Source organism: Streptomyces sp. NPDC047841, assembly GCF_040704085.1.
Lineage (GTDB): Bacteria > Actinomycetota > Actinomycetes > Streptomycetales > Streptomycetaceae > Streptomyces > Streptomyces argyrophylli.
This window is the reverse complement of sequence record NZ_JBEYRP010000003.1, coordinates 226,104-242,371: the sequence shown is the minus strand read 5'-3', so window position 1 is coordinate 242,371 and position 16,268 is coordinate 226,104. Positions and strand designations below refer to the sequence as shown.

General features: G+C 75.0%; 17 protein-coding genes. 7 read left to right on the top strand and 10 right to left on the bottom strand.

All coding sequences use genetic code 11. The annotated features are described in order from the left end of the window. Positions 1-20: 20 nt before the first annotated feature. Positions 21-791 (top strand): GNAT family N-acyltransferase, encoded by a 771-nt coding sequence (locus tag AB0947_RS05725; protein ID WP_366748982.1) that lies wholly within the window; start codon positions 21-23, stop codon positions 789-791. Further along, positions 791-1,693 carry a lysophospholipid acyltransferase family protein gene (locus AB0947_RS05720; protein ID WP_366748981.1) on the top strand — a complete coding sequence of 301 codons (903 nt, stop codon included), beginning with the start codon at positions 791-793 and terminating at the stop codon, positions 1,691-1,693. The genes AB0947_RS05725 and AB0947_RS05720 overlap by 1 nt, the downstream gene beginning before the upstream one ends. 296 nt (positions 1,694-1,989) lie before the next feature. Here AB0947_RS05720 and AB0947_RS05715 read toward each other — a convergent pair whose 3' ends face one another. The 3 genes from AB0947_RS05715 to AB0947_RS05705 form a co-directional block, all read right to left on the bottom strand. Beyond that, complete coding sequence (locus tag AB0947_RS05715) at positions 1,990-4,326, bottom strand: excinuclease ABC subunit UvrA (RefSeq protein ID WP_366748980.1); 2,337 nt, start codon at positions 4,324-4,326, stop codon at positions 1,990-1,992. A gap of 29 nt (positions 4,327-4,355) precedes the next feature. Beyond that, complete coding sequence (locus tag AB0947_RS05710; RefSeq protein ID WP_366748979.1) at positions 4,356-4,553, bottom strand: antitoxin; 198 nt, start codon at positions 4,551-4,553, stop codon at positions 4,356-4,358. A 74-nt stretch (positions 4,554-4,627) separates the two neighbouring features. Beyond that, positions 4,628-5,635 carry an LLM class flavin-dependent oxidoreductase gene (locus AB0947_RS05705; protein WP_366748978.1) on the bottom strand — a complete coding sequence of 336 codons (1,008 nt, stop codon included), beginning with the start codon at positions 5,633-5,635 and terminating at the stop codon, positions 4,628-4,630. 71 nt (positions 5,636-5,706) lie between these two features. Between AB0947_RS05705 and AB0947_RS05700 the strand changes: the two genes are divergently transcribed. Further along, positions 5,707-6,198: a hypothetical protein gene (locus AB0947_RS05700; RefSeq protein ID WP_366748977.1), complete on the top strand. Its 492-nt coding sequence runs from the start codon at positions 5,707-5,709 to the stop codon at positions 6,196-6,198. A gap of 21 nt (positions 6,199-6,219) precedes the next feature. Here AB0947_RS05700 and AB0947_RS05695 read toward each other — a convergent pair whose 3' ends face one another. Continuing rightward, on the bottom strand, positions 6,220-6,435 hold the full coding sequence (locus AB0947_RS05695; RefSeq protein ID WP_030348223.1) for a dodecin: 216 nt from the start codon (positions 6,433-6,435) through the stop codon (positions 6,220-6,222). 210 nt (positions 6,436-6,645) lie between these two features. Here AB0947_RS05695 and AB0947_RS05690 point away from each other — a divergent pair, with 210 nt between their 5' ends. Next, positions 6,646-7,902 (top strand): extracellular solute-binding protein, encoded by a 1,257-nt coding sequence (locus AB0947_RS05690; protein WP_366748976.1) that lies wholly within the window; start codon positions 6,646-6,648, stop codon positions 7,900-7,902. 15 nt (positions 7,903-7,917) lie between these two features. Here AB0947_RS05690 and egtD read toward each other — a convergent pair whose 3' ends face one another. From egtD to egtA, 4 genes are read right to left on the bottom strand one after another with little or no spacing between them, the layout of a single operon-like run. Beyond that, the gene (egtD, locus tag AB0947_RS05685; RefSeq protein WP_366748975.1) at positions 7,918-8,877 is read right to left on the bottom strand and encodes an L-histidine N(alpha)-methyltransferase; all 960 of its coding nucleotides are present in this window, start codon (positions 8,875-8,877) and stop codon (positions 7,918-7,920) included. Next, positions 8,874-9,689, bottom strand: coding sequence for an ergothioneine biosynthesis protein EgtC (gene egtC / locus AB0947_RS05680; RefSeq protein WP_366748974.1), 816 nt, complete (start codon positions 9,687-9,689; stop codon positions 8,874-8,876). Before egtC ends, egtD begins: the two co-directional genes overlap by 4 nt. After that, entirely contained in the window at positions 9,689-11,032 is a 1,344-nt protein-coding gene (egtB, locus tag AB0947_RS05675; RefSeq protein ID WP_366748973.1) for an ergothioneine biosynthesis protein EgtB, read from the bottom strand. Before egtB ends, egtC begins: the two co-directional genes overlap by 1 nt. Further along, positions 11,029-12,378, bottom strand: coding sequence for an ergothioneine biosynthesis glutamate--cysteine ligase EgtA (gene egtA, locus AB0947_RS05670; protein WP_366748972.1), 1,350 nt, complete (start codon positions 12,376-12,378; stop codon positions 11,029-11,031). The genes egtB and egtA overlap by 4 nt, the downstream gene beginning before the upstream one ends. A gap of 271 nt (positions 12,379-12,649) precedes the next feature. Here egtA and AB0947_RS05665 point away from each other — a divergent pair, with 271 nt between their 5' ends. Beyond that, positions 12,650-13,474, top strand: coding sequence for a TIGR02452 family protein (locus AB0947_RS05665; protein WP_366748971.1), 825 nt, complete (start codon positions 12,650-12,652; stop codon positions 13,472-13,474). A gap of 180 nt (positions 13,475-13,654) precedes the next feature. Here the strand turns inward: AB0947_RS05665 and AB0947_RS05660 are convergent, their stop codons facing one another. Both AB0947_RS05660 and AB0947_RS05655 read right to left on the bottom strand, forming a co-directional pair. Next, entirely contained in the window at positions 13,655-14,101 is a 447-nt protein-coding gene (locus AB0947_RS05660) for a type II toxin-antitoxin system PemK/MazF family toxin (protein WP_366748970.1), read from the bottom strand. 46 nt (positions 14,102-14,147) lie between these two features. Continuing rightward, positions 14,148-14,621 carry a hypothetical protein gene (locus AB0947_RS05655; protein WP_366748969.1) on the bottom strand — a complete coding sequence of 158 codons (474 nt, stop codon included), beginning with the start codon at positions 14,619-14,621 and terminating at the stop codon, positions 14,148-14,150. Between the two features lie 106 nt (positions 14,622-14,727). Between AB0947_RS05655 and AB0947_RS05650 the strand changes: the two genes are divergently transcribed. Both AB0947_RS05650 and AB0947_RS05645 read left to right on the top strand, forming a co-directional pair. After that, entirely contained in the window at positions 14,728-15,414 is a 687-nt protein-coding gene (locus AB0947_RS05650) for a helix-turn-helix domain-containing protein (protein WP_366748968.1), read from the top strand. Positions 15,415-15,677: 263 nt separating this feature from the next. Continuing rightward, positions 15,678-16,106, top strand: coding sequence for a hypothetical protein (locus AB0947_RS05645; RefSeq protein WP_366748967.1), 429 nt, complete (start codon positions 15,678-15,680; stop codon positions 16,104-16,106). The last annotated feature ends 162 nt before the right edge of the window (positions 16,107-16,268 follow it).

Genomic DNA, 16,268 nt, shown 5'->3' with positions numbered 1-16,268 from the left:
CCCGTGCCCAGGAGAGAGCCATGACCGGCGTTTCCACCCTCGACCGTCCCCCGCAGCCCGCGGCACCCACCCGCTACACCGTCACCCTCGCCCGCGACGAGGCCGACGTGCGTGCCGCCCAGCGGCTGCGGCACGACGTCTTCGCCGGGGAGATGGGGGCCCTGCTGGCCACCGCGGAACCCGGGCACGACGTCGACGCCTTCGACTCCTACTGCGACCACCTGCTGGTGCGCGAGGAAGTGACCGGACAGGTCGTCGGCACCTACCGGCTGCTGCCGCCGGAGCGGGCCGCGATCGCCGGCCGGCTCTACTCCGAGGGCGAGTTCGACCTCGCCGCGCTGGACGCGATCCGGCCCGGCCTGGTCGAGGTCGGCCGCTCCTGCGTCCACCCCGACCACCGCGACGGTGCCGTCATCGGCCTGATCTGGGCCGGCATCGCCCGCTACATGACCGACCGGGGCCACGAGTGGCTGGCGGGCTGCTGCTCGGTGCCCCTCGCGGACGGCGGCGCCCTCGCCACCGGCACCTGGGAACGGGTCCGCGACAAGCACCTGGCACCCGAGGAGTTCCGGGTCCGGCCGCTGCTGCCGTGGACCCCGGGCGCCGCGGCCCCCGCCGCCCGCACCGAACTGCCCGCCCTGCTGCGCGGCTACCTCCGGCTCGGCGCCTGGGTGTGCGGCGAGCCCGCGCACGATCCCGCCTTCGGGGTCGCCGACCTGTACGTCCTGCTGTCGATGCGCCGGGTCGACGCGCGCTACCTGCGGCACTTCCTCTCCCTCGTCCCGGCCTGATGAACGCCTGGCTGCCCACCGCGCCCTGCACCCCGGGCGCCTGCCTGGAACCGGTCCGAACCGCCGCGGCCGTACCCCGTGCCGTGCTGCGGCTGACCGCGGTCGCCGTCCTGCTGCTGGCCGGGATCGCGCTGTCCCCGCTCGGCGGGAGGATCCCCGCCGGGTGGGCCGGGCGGTGGTGCCGGATGATCGTGCGGGCCGTCGGGGTCCGGGTCCGGATCACCGGCGCCGCCCCGCCCGCCGGCGGGCTGCTGCTGGTCGCCAACCACGTCTCGTGGCTGGACATCCCGCTGCTCACCGCCGTGCGCCCGGCCCGGATGCTCGCCAAGACGGAGGTCCGCGGGTGGCCCCTGGCGGGCGCGCTGGCCGCGCGCGGCGGGGCCCTGTTCATCGAGCGGGACCGGCTGCGCGCCCTGCCCGGTACGGTCGCCGAGATCGCGGGCGCCCTGCGCGCGGGCGCGGCCGTGACCGCGTTCCCCGAGGGCAGCACCTGGTGCGGGCGCGCCCACGGCCGCTTCCGCCGGGCCGTCTTCCAGGCCGCGCTCGACGCGGGCGTGCCCGTGCAGCCGGTCGGCCTCCGCTACCGGCGGCAGGACGGCGGGCCCGGCACCGCGGCGGCCTTCGTCGGCGAGGACACCCTGCTGGTCTCCCTGTGGCGGGTGGCCCGGACCCGCGGCCTGGTCGCCGAGGTGGAGGTCCGGCCGGTGATCCCGCCGGGCACCCACCCCGACCGCCGCGCCCTCGCCCTCGCGGCCCAGCCGGCCGCACCCGAGCCGGCCTGGACCCACGCGGCGCTGGTCGCGAGCGCGCCGCAGACGCCGTACGACGGGTCCGGCCGGCCACGGCCACGGACAGGTACGGGCGACGGCCGGGCGGCAGCCGTCCGGCTCCCGGCGCGGTGACCGCGGCGTACCGCGCCGCCCGGCCGTGCCCGGCGGCCTGTCCGGCCATGCGGCCGCCTGCCTGGCCGGGCGGCATCGGCGCGTGCGCGTGCCGCAGGTGCCGCACGATCGCGTGGTCCACGGCCTCGCCGCCCGCCGGATCCGCTCGGCGATGACGACGGAGCCCGGCGAGACCACCGCGGCCCGGGGCCCCGGCCCGCTCCACCCGCGGTCCGCCCCCCACCCCGCCTGGCCCCTGGCCCCCGGCCCGGCCGGCGTCCCCCTCGTGGCGCGGCACGGGCCGACGGATCGGCCGCTCAGGGCATGACCCGCGCCAGATAGGGCGCCGTCGCGCTGCCCTCCGTGCGGGACACCCGGGCCGGCGGGCCGGCCGCGACGATGCGGCCGCCCCGGTCGCCGCCGCCCGGGCCCAGGTCGATCACCCAGTCGGCGCCCGCGACCACCGTCATGTCGTGCTCCACCACGACGACGGTGTGCCCGGCGTCGACCAGCCCGTGCAGGCGGTCCATCAGCACCTCCACGTCGGCCGGGTGCAGACCGGTCGTCGGCTCGTCCAGCAGGTACAGCGTGTGGCCCCGGCGCCCGCGCTGGAGTTCGCTCGCCAGCTTGATCCGCTGGGCCTCGCCGCCGGACAGCTCGGTCGCCGGCTGGCCGAGCCGCAGGTAACCGAGGCCCACGTCGAGCAGGGTGCCGAGGCTGCGGGCGGCGGCGGGGGAGTCCGCGAAGAACTCCGCGGCGGCCTCCACGGTCAGGTCGAGCACGTCGGCGATGGTCCGCCCCCGGTACGTCACCTGGAGCGTCTCGGGGTTGTAGCGGGCGCCGCCGCAGTCCGGGCAGGGCGCGTAGGTGCTCGGCAGGAACAGCAGTTCCACGCTGACGAACCCCTCGCCCTGGCAGGTCTCGCAGCGCCCGCCGGCCACGTTGAACGAGAACCGCCCGACGCCGTACCCGCGCTCCCGCGCCTCCCGCGTGCCGGCGAACACCTTCCGCACGACGTCGAAGAGGCCGGTGTAGGTGGCCAGGTTGGACCGCGGGGTGCGCCCGATGGGCTTCTGGTCGACGCGGACCAGCCGCCCGACGCCGTCCAGGTCCTCCGTCAACTCGCCGATGAGCGTGGACTTGCCGGACCCGGAGACACCGGTCACCGCCGTGAACGCGCCGAGCGGGAACTCGGCCGTCACCTCCCGCAGGTTGTTCCGGGTCACCGGGCCCGCCGTCAGCCAGCCGCGCGGGGCGCGGACTTCGCGCGGCGGACCGGGCGACTCGTCGAAGAGGAACACGGCCGTCGCCGACTCCTCGACCGAGGCCAGCTCGGCGACCGGACCGCTGTACAGCACCCGCCCGCCGTGCTCACCCGCGCCGGGGCCCACGTCGACCACCCAGTCGGCGCCGCGCACCACGTCCAGGTGGTGCTCCACCACGAACACCGAGTTCCCGGCCGTCTTCAGCCGGTCCAGCACGGTCAGCAGCGCCTCGGTGTCCGCCGGGTGCAGCCCGGCGGACGGCTCGTCCAGCACGTACACCACACCGAACAGCCCGGACCGCAGCTGCGTGGCGAGCCGCAGCCGTTGCAGCTCGCCCGCCGAGAGGGTGGGGGCGGCCCGGTCCAGGCTGAGGTAGCCGAGCCCCAGCTCGACCACCGGGGCGATCCGGGACGTGAGGTCGCCCGTGAGCACCCGGGCCGTCTCCGTGCCGGCGCCGGCTGCGAGCAGTCCCGCGAGGCCGGTCAGCGGCAGCGCGGCCAGCTCGGCGATGGTCCGCCCGGCGAAGGTCACCGCGAGGGCCTCGGGCCGTAGCCTGCTGCCCCCGCAGGCCGGGCAGGGCGCGCTGGTCAGGAAGCGCTCCGCCTTCGCCCGCAGGGTCGGCGACCTGGTGTCGGAGAACGTCTTCAGGACGTACCGGCGGGCGCTCGTGTAGGTGCCCTGGTAGGGCCGTTGGATGCGGTCGGCGTCCCGGACCGGGTGGACGGTGACCACCGGCTGCTCGTCGGTGAACAGGATCCACTCGCGCTCACGCGCGGGCAGTTCGCGCCAGGGCCGGTCCACGTCGTGGCCGAGCGCGTCCAGGATGTCCCGCAGGTTCTTGCCCTGCCAGGCGCCCGGCCAGGCCGCGACGGCGCCCTCCCGGATGGTCAGCGAGGGGTCCGGGACCAGCAGCTCCTCGGTGGTCTCGTGCACCCGGCCGAGGCCGTGGCACGTGGGGCAGGCACCGGCCGCCGTGTTCGGCGAGAACGCGTCCGAGTCCAGCCGCTCCGCCCCGGGCGGGTAGGCGCCGGCGCGCGAGAACAGCATGCGCAGCGAGTTGGAGAGGTTGGTGACGGTGCCCACCGAGGAGCGCGAGCCGGGGGCGGAGCGGCGCTGCTGGAGCGAGACCGCGGGCGGCAGCCCGGTGATCTCACCCACCTTGGGCGCCCCCACCTGGTGGATCAGGCGGCGCGCGTACGGGGCGACCGACTCGAAGTACCGCCGCTGCGCCTCCGCGTAGACGGTGCCGAACGCCAGGGACGACTTGCCCGAGCCGGAGACACCCGTGAAGACGGCCAGGACGTCCCGGGGGATGTCCACGTCGACGCCCTTGAGGTTGTGCTCGCGGGCGCCGCGGACGCGGACGTACGGGTCATGGGGGCTGTGCATCGGGGGGATACTTTAACCGCCCCGGTGCGTCAGACCTGCGGAGGGTTGTCCCGGTCCTGCGGCCGGGTGCCGAACTCGTCGCGCAGTCTGTCCTGACCGGTGTCGACCTGCGACTGGTACTTGTTCCCGGTGCGCTCGTCGACGTAGTCGCCGCCCTTGTCGATGCCCTTGTCGGCCATGCCCTCACGGCCCTTGAGCATGCCCTTGATCTTGTCCTTGAAGGACATGGCAGCCCTCCTCGTCGCTAGGGGTTCGCCCTCCCAGGGTCACCGGCCCGGGCCGTGTTCGCATCTCGGGCGGGTCACCGGGCCGGCGCGAAGAGCGCGGCGAGCCGCCGGTGGGAGTCGAGCAGGGCCGTACGGTCGTAGGTGCTGGTGGTGACGAGCACCTCCTCGGCGCCCGTCTCCCCGAGCACGCTCTCCAGCTCCCGGGCGACCTGGTCGGCGGTGCCCGCGATGTGCCCGGCCAGCCCGGACACGTAGAAGTCCCGTTCCTTCGCGGTCATCGCGCGGGCCTCGACCGCTTCGGCGGGGGCGAGCGGCGGAAAGGTGCCGTGCGTGCGGGAGTACGCCATCGCCCAGGCCTCGGGGACCAGCAGCCGGCGCGCCTCCGCCTCGGTGCCGGCGACCGCGACCGTGCCGGAGATCACGACGTACGGCTCGGACGCCCAGCGCGAGGGGCGGAACAGGGAGCGGTACCGGTCGATGCCGCGCAGCATCTTCTCCCGGCTCCGCAGGTCCCCGATGACCATGGGCAGCCCGGCGCGCGCCGCGATCCGCGCGCCCTCGCCCATGGCCAGCACGAACGGCGGCACGGTCAGGCCCTCCGCGGGGCGGGCGTGCACGCCGGTCGGCGAGTCGCCGGTGAACCAGTCCAGCAACTCGCCGAGCTGGGCCGCGAAGTCGTCTGCGTCGCCCTTGTCCCGGCCGAGCGCCCGGCGCACCGCGTCCGTGAAGCCGACGGAGCGGCCGAGCCCCATGTCGACACGGCCCGGGAACAGGGACTCCAGCACCCCGAACTGCTCGGCGACGACCAGGGGCCGGTGGTTGGGCAGCATGACCCCGCCGGTGCCGACCCGGATGGCGCGGGTGGCGGCGGCGACCGCGGCGGCGAGCACGGTCGGCGCGGAACCGGCGACACCCGGCACGCCGTGGTGCTCCGACACCCAGAACCGGTGGTATCCCAGCGCCTCCGCCTCGCGGGCCAGCGCGACGGTGTCGCGCAGCGCCTCGGCGGTCGGGCGGCCCTCCCGGGTCCGGGAGCGGTCGAGGACGGAGAACCGGGCCCGGCTGATCAGTGTGCTGCTCACACCGTGGTTCAACGCCGTAGGGGGTCCGGGATTCCCGCGGTCACGCGCGGTGGCTGGTTAGGGTGGCCGGTGTGACCGACAGCAGCACGCGCCCGCTCGCCGTGTTCGACCTCGACAACACGCTCGCCGACACCGCCCACCGCCAGCACTTCCTGGAGAGCCGGCCGCGGAACTGGAACGCGTTCTTCGCCGCCGCGCCCCAGGACCCGCCGATCGCCGAGGGCGTGGCGCTGGCCGTGGAGAGTGCCCGCGCCTGCGAGGTCGTCTACCTCACCGGCCGTCCCGAGCGGTGCCGCCGGGACACGCTGGAGTGGCTCGCGGCCCACGGTCTTCCAGAAGGACGCGTGCACATGCGGGGTGACGCCGACCGCAGGCCGGCCCGGTTCACCAAGCTGGAGACGCTGCGCCGGCTCGCCCGGGACCGGGAGGTCCGCGTGGTAGTGGACGACGACGAAGTGGTCTGTGACGACGCCGAGCGGGCCGGGTTCACCGTCGTACGGGCCCGCTGGGCCGCGACGTCGGCCGCGCTGGAAGACGCTCAGGAACGGGAGGGGCGTACCTGAGGAGGGCCCGGGCGGGGCGGCTCAGTCGCCGTCCTCCAGGCGGAATCCGACCTTCAGGCCCACCTGGTAGTGCTCGACCCGGCCGTTCTCGATCTGGCCGCGGACCTGGGTCACCTCGAACCAGTCGAGGTTGCGCAGGGTCTGGTCGGCGCGGGCGATGCCGTTGCGGATGGCCTGGTCGAGGCCCTCGTGCGAGGTGCCGACGATCTCGGTGACCCGGTAGGTGTGGTTCGACATGCGGGTGCTCCTCTCGTGTCACGCCGTACTCCACCGTGCCGTATCCGCGCCCCGCGCGCACGGCGTCGCGGGCCGGCCGGGGGCCGGGCCTTGACCTCTGCATTGGTCCATACCAAAATCCAGCACACCCGTACGAGCCGTGTGCTCGTCCCCCCACGCCGGGCCCCCGCCCCTGTCCCAGCACTCCCGCCAGACAGAACAGGACCCCTCGTGAGACGTCGTCTGCTCGCCCTCCTCTGCGTCACCGGCTCCCTCGTCAGCGGCTGCGGGATGCTCCCCGGCGACCACGGCCGCAAGACCGTGACCGTGTGGCTGATGAAGGGCAGCGCCTCCGGGGAGTTCCTGCGGCGGTTCACCGAGGACTTCGAACGCACCCACGAGGACCTGCGGCTGGACATCCGCATCCAGGAGTGGACCGGGATCGTCGACAAGGTCCGCGGCGCGCTCAAGGCCCCCTCCGGCGACGGCCCCGACGTCATCGAGGTCGGCAACACCCAGGTGCCGCTGTACGCGGACGGCGGCCGGCTCGCGGACCTGACCCTGGAGTCGATGCGGGACTGGGGCAAGGACAAGTGGCTCCCCGGTCTCGCCGAGCCCGGCAAGGACGGCAACAAGCAGTACGGCATTCCCTGGTACGCCGCCAACCGGGTCGTCATCTACCGCAAGGACCTGTTCGAACAGGCCGGCATCACCAGCCCGCCCAAGACCCGCGACGCATGGCTCGCCGCCACCGAGAAGCTCGACTCCGGCGGCAACCAGGGCATCTACCTCGCCGGGCAGGACTGGTACACGCTCTCTGGCTTCATCTGGGACGAGGGCGGCGACCTCGCCCGGGAGAAGGACTACGAGTGGCAGGGCGCCCTGGACACCCCGGCCGCGCTGCGGGGCATGGACTTCTACCGCCGGCTCCAGGCGCTGGGCGAGGGACCCGTGGACGCCGACGAGGAGCACCCGCCCCAGGCCGGGGTGTTCGCCGGCGGCAAGGTCGCGCAGATCGTCGCCGTACCCGGGCTCGCCCAGGCGGTCGTCCGGCAGAACCCGGACCTGAAGGACAAGCTCGGCTTCTTCCCGGTGCCCGGCCGGACCGCCGGGCGGCCCGGCACCGTCTTCACCGGCGGCTCGGACCTGGTCGTCGCGGGCAACACCGGCGACCAGTTCGCCGCGACCGCCGTCGTCGGGGCACTCACCGGCGCCAAGTGGGACACCGAGCTGGCCCGCACCATGAACTACGTGCCCAACAAGACCACGCTGGCCGGCGCCGTCGGGGGCGAGGAGGGGGTCGCCGCCATGGCCGCGGGCGCGGCGCACGGCCGGGCGACCCCCAACACCCCTCAGTGGGCCGACGTGGAGGCCGACAACCCGATCAAGCAGTACATGACCCGGGTGCTGGGCGGCGCGGACCCGGCGGCCGAGGCCCGCCGGGCCTCACGCCGGATCACCGAGGCCCTCGCCCCGAACGTGGGCTGACCGGGCGCGCCCGGCTCACCGCACCACGCTCAGCGACAGCGCGAACCGGCCCTTCGCGTCCGTCCACCAGTGGGTCAGCTCCAGGCCGGCGGCGGCCAGTTCGCGGGACACGCCCTCCTCGCGGAACTTGGCCGACACCTCCGTGCGCAACTCCTCACCGGCCGCGAAGTCGACGGCGAGGTCCAGCGCGGGCACCTTCACGGTCTGCGCGGTACGGGAGCGCAGCCGCATCTCGATCCACTCCCGCTCGGCGTCCCAGCGGGCCACGTGGTCGAACGCGTCCGGGTCGAAGTCGGCGCCCAGTGCGCGGTCGACCACGGCCAGCACGTTCTTGTTGAACGCGGCCGTCACCCCGGCCGCGTCGTCGTACGCCCGGACCAGCACCCGTTCGTCCTTCACCAGGTCCGTGCCGAGCAGCAGTCCGTCGCCGGGGGCGAGCAGCGCGCGCACGGAGGCCAGGAACTCCGCGCGTTCGGCGGGCAGCAGGTTGCCGATCGTGCCGCCGAGGAAGGCCACCAGCCGGGGTCCCGGTGTGGCGGGCAGGGTCAGCGGGGCGGTGAAGTCGGCGATCAGCGCGTGCACTTCAAGCCCGGGACGCTCCTCGATCAGGGCCTCGCCGGCCTGGGTGAGGGCGCTCTCGCTGACGTCGACCGGGACGTACGCCGCGAGGGGCAGCGCGTCGATCAGGTAGCGGGTCTTCTCCGAGGAACCCGAGCCCAGTTCGACCAGGGTGCGGGCACCGCTGGCGGCGGCGATCTCACCCGACCGGGTGGCGAGGATCTCCCGTTCGGCGCGCGTGGGGTAGTACTCGGGCAGTTCGGTGATCCGCTCGAACAGTTCGCTGCCCCGGGCGTCGTAGAACCACTTGGGCGGCAGCCACTTGGGGGTGGCGGTGAGGCCGTGCAGGACGTCGGCGCGCAGCGCGGCGTCCGTGGCGTCCTCGGGGAGCGTGCGGGTGACGTGCAGGGGACTCAACGGCAGGGCTCCTTCGGTGATCGGGGTGCCACCGCTCGGGCGGAGCCGAGCGCGGGGGAGGCCGCCGGGTCCTCCAGCGGGGCGAGCAGCACGCCGGCGCGGCTCGCGGTGAGCACCGTGCGGTCGGGGACCTCCCGCCAGAGCGGGTCGTCGTCGTACGGCTCGGAGGCGACGACCGTGCTCCGGCCGGGTTCCGTGCGGTACCAGAGCGAGTCGCCCCAGGCGGTGGCGGTGATCGTGGCTCCGTCGGTCAGCAGCAGGTTGAGGCGGGAGGCGGGGGCCGCCCGCGCCAGTTGGCGAACCGTTTCGCCCATGGCCTGGTCCGGTTCGTCGCCGCTGCGCAGCCGGTGCAGGACCAGCGCCCAGACGAACGCCGAGTCGTTACGGGCCTGGAGCGAGAGCAGCTCGACCGGCGGCAGCGCGGACACCAGGGGCGCCGCCGCGTCCGGCCAGCCCGCGACCGCGCCGTTGTGGCTGAACAGCCACCGCCCGGCCGCGAACGGCGCCGCGGCGGCCTCGGCGTCCGCCCCCGCGAAGGTCGCGTCCCGGACGGCCGCCAGCACGGCACCCGAGCGCACCACCCGGCACAGGTCGGCGAAGGACAGGTCCGCCCAGATCGGCCCGGCCCGCCGGTAGCGCGCCGGTACCGGGTCCTGGGAGGCGTACCAGCCCACCCCGAAACCGTCGGCGTTGACCGTGCCGTGCCGCTGCCGGCGCGGCGCCCACGACTGGCGGAACAGACTGTGCGGGGGCTCCGTGAGGATCCGGCCGAGCGGCTCCTCGGGCCCCAGGAAGGCGAGGTGACGACACATCAGACCGCCTCCGAGCGGGCGGTGCGGAACCCGGAGAAGATCTGCCGGCGGATCGGGTAGTCCCAGTTGCGGAAGGTGCCCCGGCAGGCCACCGGGTCCACGGCGAACGAACCGCCGCGCAGCACCTTGCACTCGGGGCCGAAGAACACCTCCGAGTACTCCCTGTAGGGGAAGGCCCGGAAGCCCGGGTACGGCAGGAAGTCGCTCGACGTCCACTCCCACACGTCACCGATCAGCTGCCGGACGCCGAGCGGCGAGGCACCGGCCGGGTAGCTGCCGGCCGGAGCGGGCCTGAGGTGCCGCTGGCCCAGGTTGGCGTGTTCCGGTGCCGGGTCGGCGTCCCCCCACGGGTAGCGCCGCGAGCGGCCGGTGACCGGGTCGAAGCGGGCCGCCTTCTCCCACTCCGTCTCGGTGGGCAGCCGCCGCCCGGCCCAGCGGGCGTAGGCGTCCGCCTCGTACCAGCACACGTGCAGCACCGGCTCGTCGGCCGGGACCGGTTCCGTGATCCCGAACCGGCGCCGCAGCCACTGGCCGCCGTCCCGCCGCCAGAACTGCGGGGCGGAGATGGCGTGCTGCCTGATGTGCGCCCAGCCCGCCGGTGCCCACCAGCGCTCGGTGTCGTAGCCGCCGTCCTCGATGAACGCCTGGTACGCCGCGTTCGTCACGGGGGTCGTGTCGATCCAGAACGGCGCCACCTCGCGCGGGTGCGCCGGGCGCTCGTTGTCCAGCGCCCAGGGCTCGCTGGAGGTGCCCATGGTGAACGGGCCGCCGGGCACGAGGACTTCGGCCGGCCCGGTGAACAGCGGGGCCGGCTCGGGGTCCGGGGCGGTCAGCGCCTGCGGTCCCCTGCGCAGCTGATGGGTGATCAGCATGGTCTCGTCGTGCTGCTGTTCGTGCTGGGCGATCATGCCGAAGGCGAAGCCGGCCTCGGTCAGCCGGGTGCCGTGGAAGTCCGCGGACTGGAGCAGGTCCAGCGCCCGGCCGCGCACCTCGGCGGCGTACCGGCGGGCCTCGGCGGGCGGCAGCAGCGGCAGGGTGGGGCGCTCGGCCCGAGGGTGCTCGAAGGCGTCGTAGAGGCTGTCTATCTCCGGCCGCATCGCCTCCCGGCCGCCGACCGTCCGCAGCAGCCACAGCTCCTCCTGGTTGCCGATGTGCGCCAGGTCCCAGACCAGGGGGGACATCAGCGGCGAGTGCTGGGCGGTGAGGTCCGGCCCGTCGACGCAGGAGGTCAGCAGCGTGGTGCGGTCGCGGGCCGTGGTGAGGGAGGCCAGCGCGCGCTCCCGCAGCGCCTCGGCGTCCGTCTCGGCCGTCTGGGTGTCGATGTCGGTCTCCGGGGCGGTCATGTACGGATGTCCTTCCTCCTGTGGGCGGTGCGGGTGCCCCCGGCCGGGCCGGACCCGGACGACGGCGGGCCGGTCACGGAGAGCCGGTCCAGCAGGTCGTCGGCCGGGCAGCGGCCCCGGGCGACATGGCGGTCCTGGTACGCCGCCACCGCGTCGGTGACCCGGGCGGTGGCGCCGAGCCGGGGCAGCGCGTCCAGGGCCGCCGCGAAACAAACGTCGGCCGCCTCGCGCAGCTCCGGGTCGGCGAGCCCGTACCGGGCCGCGTCGAGCCACAGGGGGTTGTGCGGGGCGGGCAGGTTCAGGGTCCGTTCGCCCAGTGGTTTCACGGTCCGGTAGGCGGTCTCCGCGGCCTCCGGGTCGTCGAACAGCGCCGCCGTCACCGCGAGCGGCACGATCCAGCCGTCCTCGCCGGGCTGCGCGTCGATCATGCGCAGCTCCAGGTGGCCGCGCGGCCGGACCGGCGGGAACAGTGTGGTCAGGTGGTAGTCCAGGTCCGCCCGGGTGGGCGGCCGGGGTGTGCCGGAGCGGGTCCACTCCCGGAAGGTGAGCCCCTCGGGCACGTCCCAGGGCCCGCTGTCCCGGCGCACGCACATCACCGGCGCGTCCAGCACCCGCCGGGACCAGGCGGCCCGTGGGTCGCCGTCCAGCGGTGGGGCGCCGGCCCGGCCGGCGCCTATCTCCGTCCACACCAGCTGCCGGGTGGACTGCCAGCCCGTGGGGCGGCCTTCGATCAGCGGCGAGTTGGCGAACGCGGCCACCAGGACCGCGCCCAGCTGGTGCGCCAGCCACCAGCGCCGGGTGTGCCCCAGCGGGCCGGGCTCCTCGTGGCCTGCGTCCACACAGACCTGGACCGACGCCGAGGCGCACATCATGTGCCGGCCGGCCGGACCGGTGCGGTCCAGGCAGGTCTCCATGGCGTCGTAGCGGGGCTCGTGCAGGAACCTGCGCGGCGCGTGCCAGGGGTCGTGGCCGATGCCCGCGAGGCCGAGACCGTCCCGGGCCAGCACGGCCCGGACGGCGTCCAGGTCGGCGGAGACGGTGTCGACGCACTCCATCAGGGAGGCGGCGGGCGGCGAGCTCAGCTCCAGCTGGCCACCGGGTTCGACGGTGAGCGCCGAATTCAGGGGTACGGCCCGCACGGTGGCGTAGGCCGCTTCGAGTCGTTCGGGTGTGACCGGGAGCTGCGGCAGCTCCAGCGGGTGGACGAGCCACTCCAGCTCGACACCGAGGGTGCGGGGCGGTCCGGTCTTGAAGCAGATGCCCCGGACCAGGGCCTCCACCTCGGCCTCGGTGACGGCGGTGCGGTGCCCGGTACAGTCACCACCGTCGCTCTGTGTATGAGACATGTCGGGATCCTCCTGAGATTCCACCATGCCGCCGACCCGGGTGCGGGCCGGGCAGGCACTCGTCCCACCCAAGACCTTCGCACCGATTCGCACAAGAGTGCCAGCCGGGATGTTCCGGATTTATTACTTTTGTTTCTTCGTGCGTTCCCCGGCCGTCGGGGAGCCGGAAAACTCCGTTGCACCGCCCCACCAGCATCACCCAGGATGCGTGAATGAGCACGACGGGGGAGACCGCGCGGGCCGCGGCCACGGCGCCCACGGGGGTGGCGCCGTGAGCGCGCGCCTGCGCGGGATCGCCGCGGAAACGGAACGAATCGTAGCCGCGGGCCGGTACCGCGCGCCGGACGGCCGGGAGGTGTCGCTCGCCGAATCGGTGCAGGCCGCACGGGCGAGCACGCGGATGTTCGGCCCCGCTCCGGTGCCCGTGACACCGGCGAGCGGAACCGACCCGGTGGTCGAGGTCACCGGCGAGAGCAGCCTGGAGGCGGCCCGCCGGCTCGCCGACGCCCCGGTCGCCGTCCTGAACTTCGCCTCCGCCCGGAACCCCGGCGGCGGTTACCTCAACGGAGCGCAGGCCCAGGAGGAAGCCCTGTGCCGCGCCTCCGCGCTGCACACCTGCCTGCTGACGGCCCGCGCCTTCTACGACCACCACCGCGCCGACCGCGATCCGTTCTACTCGGACCGCGTGCTCCACTCCCCGGCCGTCCCCGTCTTCCGTGACGACCGGGGCCGGCTGCTCGCGGAGCCGTACCACGCGGGCTTCCTGACGGCCGCCGCCCCCAACGCGGGTGTCGTCCGGCGCACGGCGCCCGAGCGGGCCGTCGCGCTCCCGGCGGCCCTGGCCGTACGGGCCGAACGCGTCCTGGAGACGGCCGCGGCCCACGGTTACCGGCGGCTGGTGCTCGGCGCCTGGGGCTGCGGGGTCTTCCGACACGACCCAGCGCAGGTCGCGGGCGCCTTCCGCACGCTGCTGGGGCCTGACGGCCGCTTCGCCCGCGCCTTCGAGCACGTGGTGTTCGGCGTGCTGGACCGGACGCCGGGCGCGGTGGTACGAGGGGCCTTCGAGCGGGCGTTCCCGGAACCGGTGAGGGCCTAGCGGTAGTTCGGGGCGCGGCGCGTCCGCCGGCTCGGTCCCGGCGCGGGACCAGGGGGCGGTCGGACCCGGCCGTGGCGCTTCAGGCGCGGGCCCGGCCGTGGGGTCCGCCGCGTGGGGCTTGTGCCGTGGTCCGACGCGGTCAAGTCCGGCCGTACCACTCGTGCGACGGCACCGCGCCGCTCAGGTCCACCCGTAGCGCTCGTGCAGGCGTTGGCGGACCAGCTGGAAGCGCATGCGGTCCAGGGCGCACGCCTCGCGGCGCATGCCCTGCTCGTGCAGCCGCAGCACCCGGTCCACGTTCACCCACGAGTCGCGGCCCGACCGGTCCCAGGGTCCGCTGCCGATCGGCACCCACTCGCGGTCACCGTCGTGCCGCTTGCTGGAGAGCTGTACGGCGAGCAGGGTGCCGGCCGCCTCCCGGGCCACCACCAGCACCGGGCGGTCCTTGCCCCGGCCGTCGTTCTCCTCGAACGGCACCCAGGTCCACACGATCTCGCCGGGGTCCGGGTCGCCGTCATGGGCCGGGGCGTACTCGGTGCGCACCCGGCCGACCTCGCGCGGGTCGGCCTCGGTGGTGGCGTGCGGGCCCTGACGGCCGGGGACGTCCTCTTCGGTAAACGTGCTCACGGAGGCACCCTAGTGGCCCGCGCAACCCGGCTTTGGAGCAGGTGGGTTACCGCGGGGCCGGGCCGGGGTGCCGGGCCGGTGCGGAACCGGGGTGCTGGACCGGTGACGTGGCCGTCGGGCGCGCGCCGATCCGCATGCCGGGGCGCCGGCCGTGCACCGTCAGATAGGTCAGCCCGGACTCGCCGGCGGTGATGCTGCGGGCGGCGCCGTGCGGCAGCCAGACGAGGGCGCCCTCGCTGAGCGCCTCCACCGCCTGCGAGGAGCCGTTGCCGAGCGTGCCGTCCCCGGCGACGACCAGGACCAGCACGTCCAGTTGGGTCTCGGTGTGGGCCGTGATCCGTCCGCCCGGGGCCAGCCGGACGACGTTCGCGTCCAGCTGCCGGCCGCTCTCCGCCAGCTTCCACAGCACCCCGGCCGGCGCCGGGGGCGCGTCGGCCAGCGCGCGGGTGTCGCACAGCACGCGCGGTTCCGGCGCCGGACGGCCTGCTGCTGCGGTGTCGGTCGCGGACGGCGACGTCATCTGGTGTTCCCCTCGGGCTCTGTCCCTGCCACGGTGTCCGCTCACCCTACAATTAATACATGTAGGATTCGTGAAAACGAGCGCAGGCGGGAGAGGGGGTCCGGACGTGACCACGCGGGAGAGTCCGCGCCGCCGGGAGGTGCTGGAGGTGCTGCGCACCGCGCCCGCGCCGCTCGGGGTCGCGGAGGCCGCCCGGCGGATGGGGCTCCACGCCAACACCGTGCGGTTCCACCTGGACGCCCTCGTGGCCGACGGCCTGGTGGAACGCCGGGCCGCGGCGCCCACGGGACCCGGCCGGCCCCGCACCGTCTACACCGTCCGCCCCGGCATGGACCGCGGCGGCCCCCGCGACTACCGGTTGCTCGCCCGCATGCTGCTCAGCCGGTGGGCCGCGGCGGCCGACCCGGCCGGGGCACGGGCGGAGGCGATGGAGACGGGCCGGGCCTGGGGCCGCTTCCTGGTGGACCCCCTGCCGCCGTACGAACCGGCCACGCCCGGCCGGTCGGTGGCCGCGTTGCTCGACCTGCTGGACGGCCTGGGCTTCGCACCGCAGCCGGAAGGGGAGGACGCGGCGAACGGCGAGTCCGGCCGGACGCCCGAGCGGATCCGGTTGCGGCACTGCCCCTTCCTGGAACTCGCCGAGGAACAGGGCGGGCTGGTCTGCCCGCTCCATCTGGGCCTGATGCAGGGAGCGCTGGCGGAGCTGGGCGCGCCGCTGACGGCCACCTCGCTGGAACCGTTCGCCGCGCCCGACTCCTGCGTGGCCCACTTGGCGGGGGCCGCCCCCGGCTGACCCGTCCCGCGCGCTCCGGGCACCTCACGACCGGGCCCACCGCTGCGGGCCGAGCCACCGTGCCGCTCGCCGGATCCGCAGCCACCGCACGCCCGCTGTATCCGCGCCCCCGCTTCATCCCCAGCCGCCGAGCCGCCCCGGACCCGGGCCACCACACCGCCCGCCGGTCCAGAAGCCACCGCAGCGCCGTACCACCGCACCCACCGCACCACGTGCCCCGAGCAACCCCGCCGCCCATCCACCCCGGCGGAGAAAGGCCTCCCATGAACACCACCGCCGCCGCCACCGCCGGCGCGGTCACCTTCGTCTGGCTCGGGATGGTGCTGGCGATCTCCTTCCTGGAGGCGCCGCTGAAGTTCCGTGCCCCGGGTGTGACGATCCCCGTCGGTCTCGGTATCGGACGCCTGGTGTTCCGCGCGCTGAACGCCGTGGAGACCGTCCTCGCGGTCGTCGTGGTCCTCGCGGTCGCGCTGGGTGACGCCCCGGCCGCCGTCATCTCGCCGACCGCGGCGGTGGCGGCCCTGCTCCTCGCCCAGCTGGCCGTCGTCCGCCCCCTCCTCAACCGCAGGTCCGACCGGGTCCTCGCGGGGGAGGAGCTGCCCCGTTCGCACAGCCACCTGTGGTACGTGGCGCTGGAAGTCCTCAAGGCGGCCGGCCTGATCGCCCTCGGCGTCACCCTGCTCACGGCGTGACCCCCGGAGTACACCGGACCGGAACCCGAACGCCCGCCCACCCCGCCGAACGTCCCGCGCGCCGGGTTCGCCCGCCCCGCCGGGCACGCCGACCCGAGGCCCGTGCCCTGGTCGCCCGGGACCCGGATACCGAGCCGGCCGTCGTCGAACGGCTCACCCGTG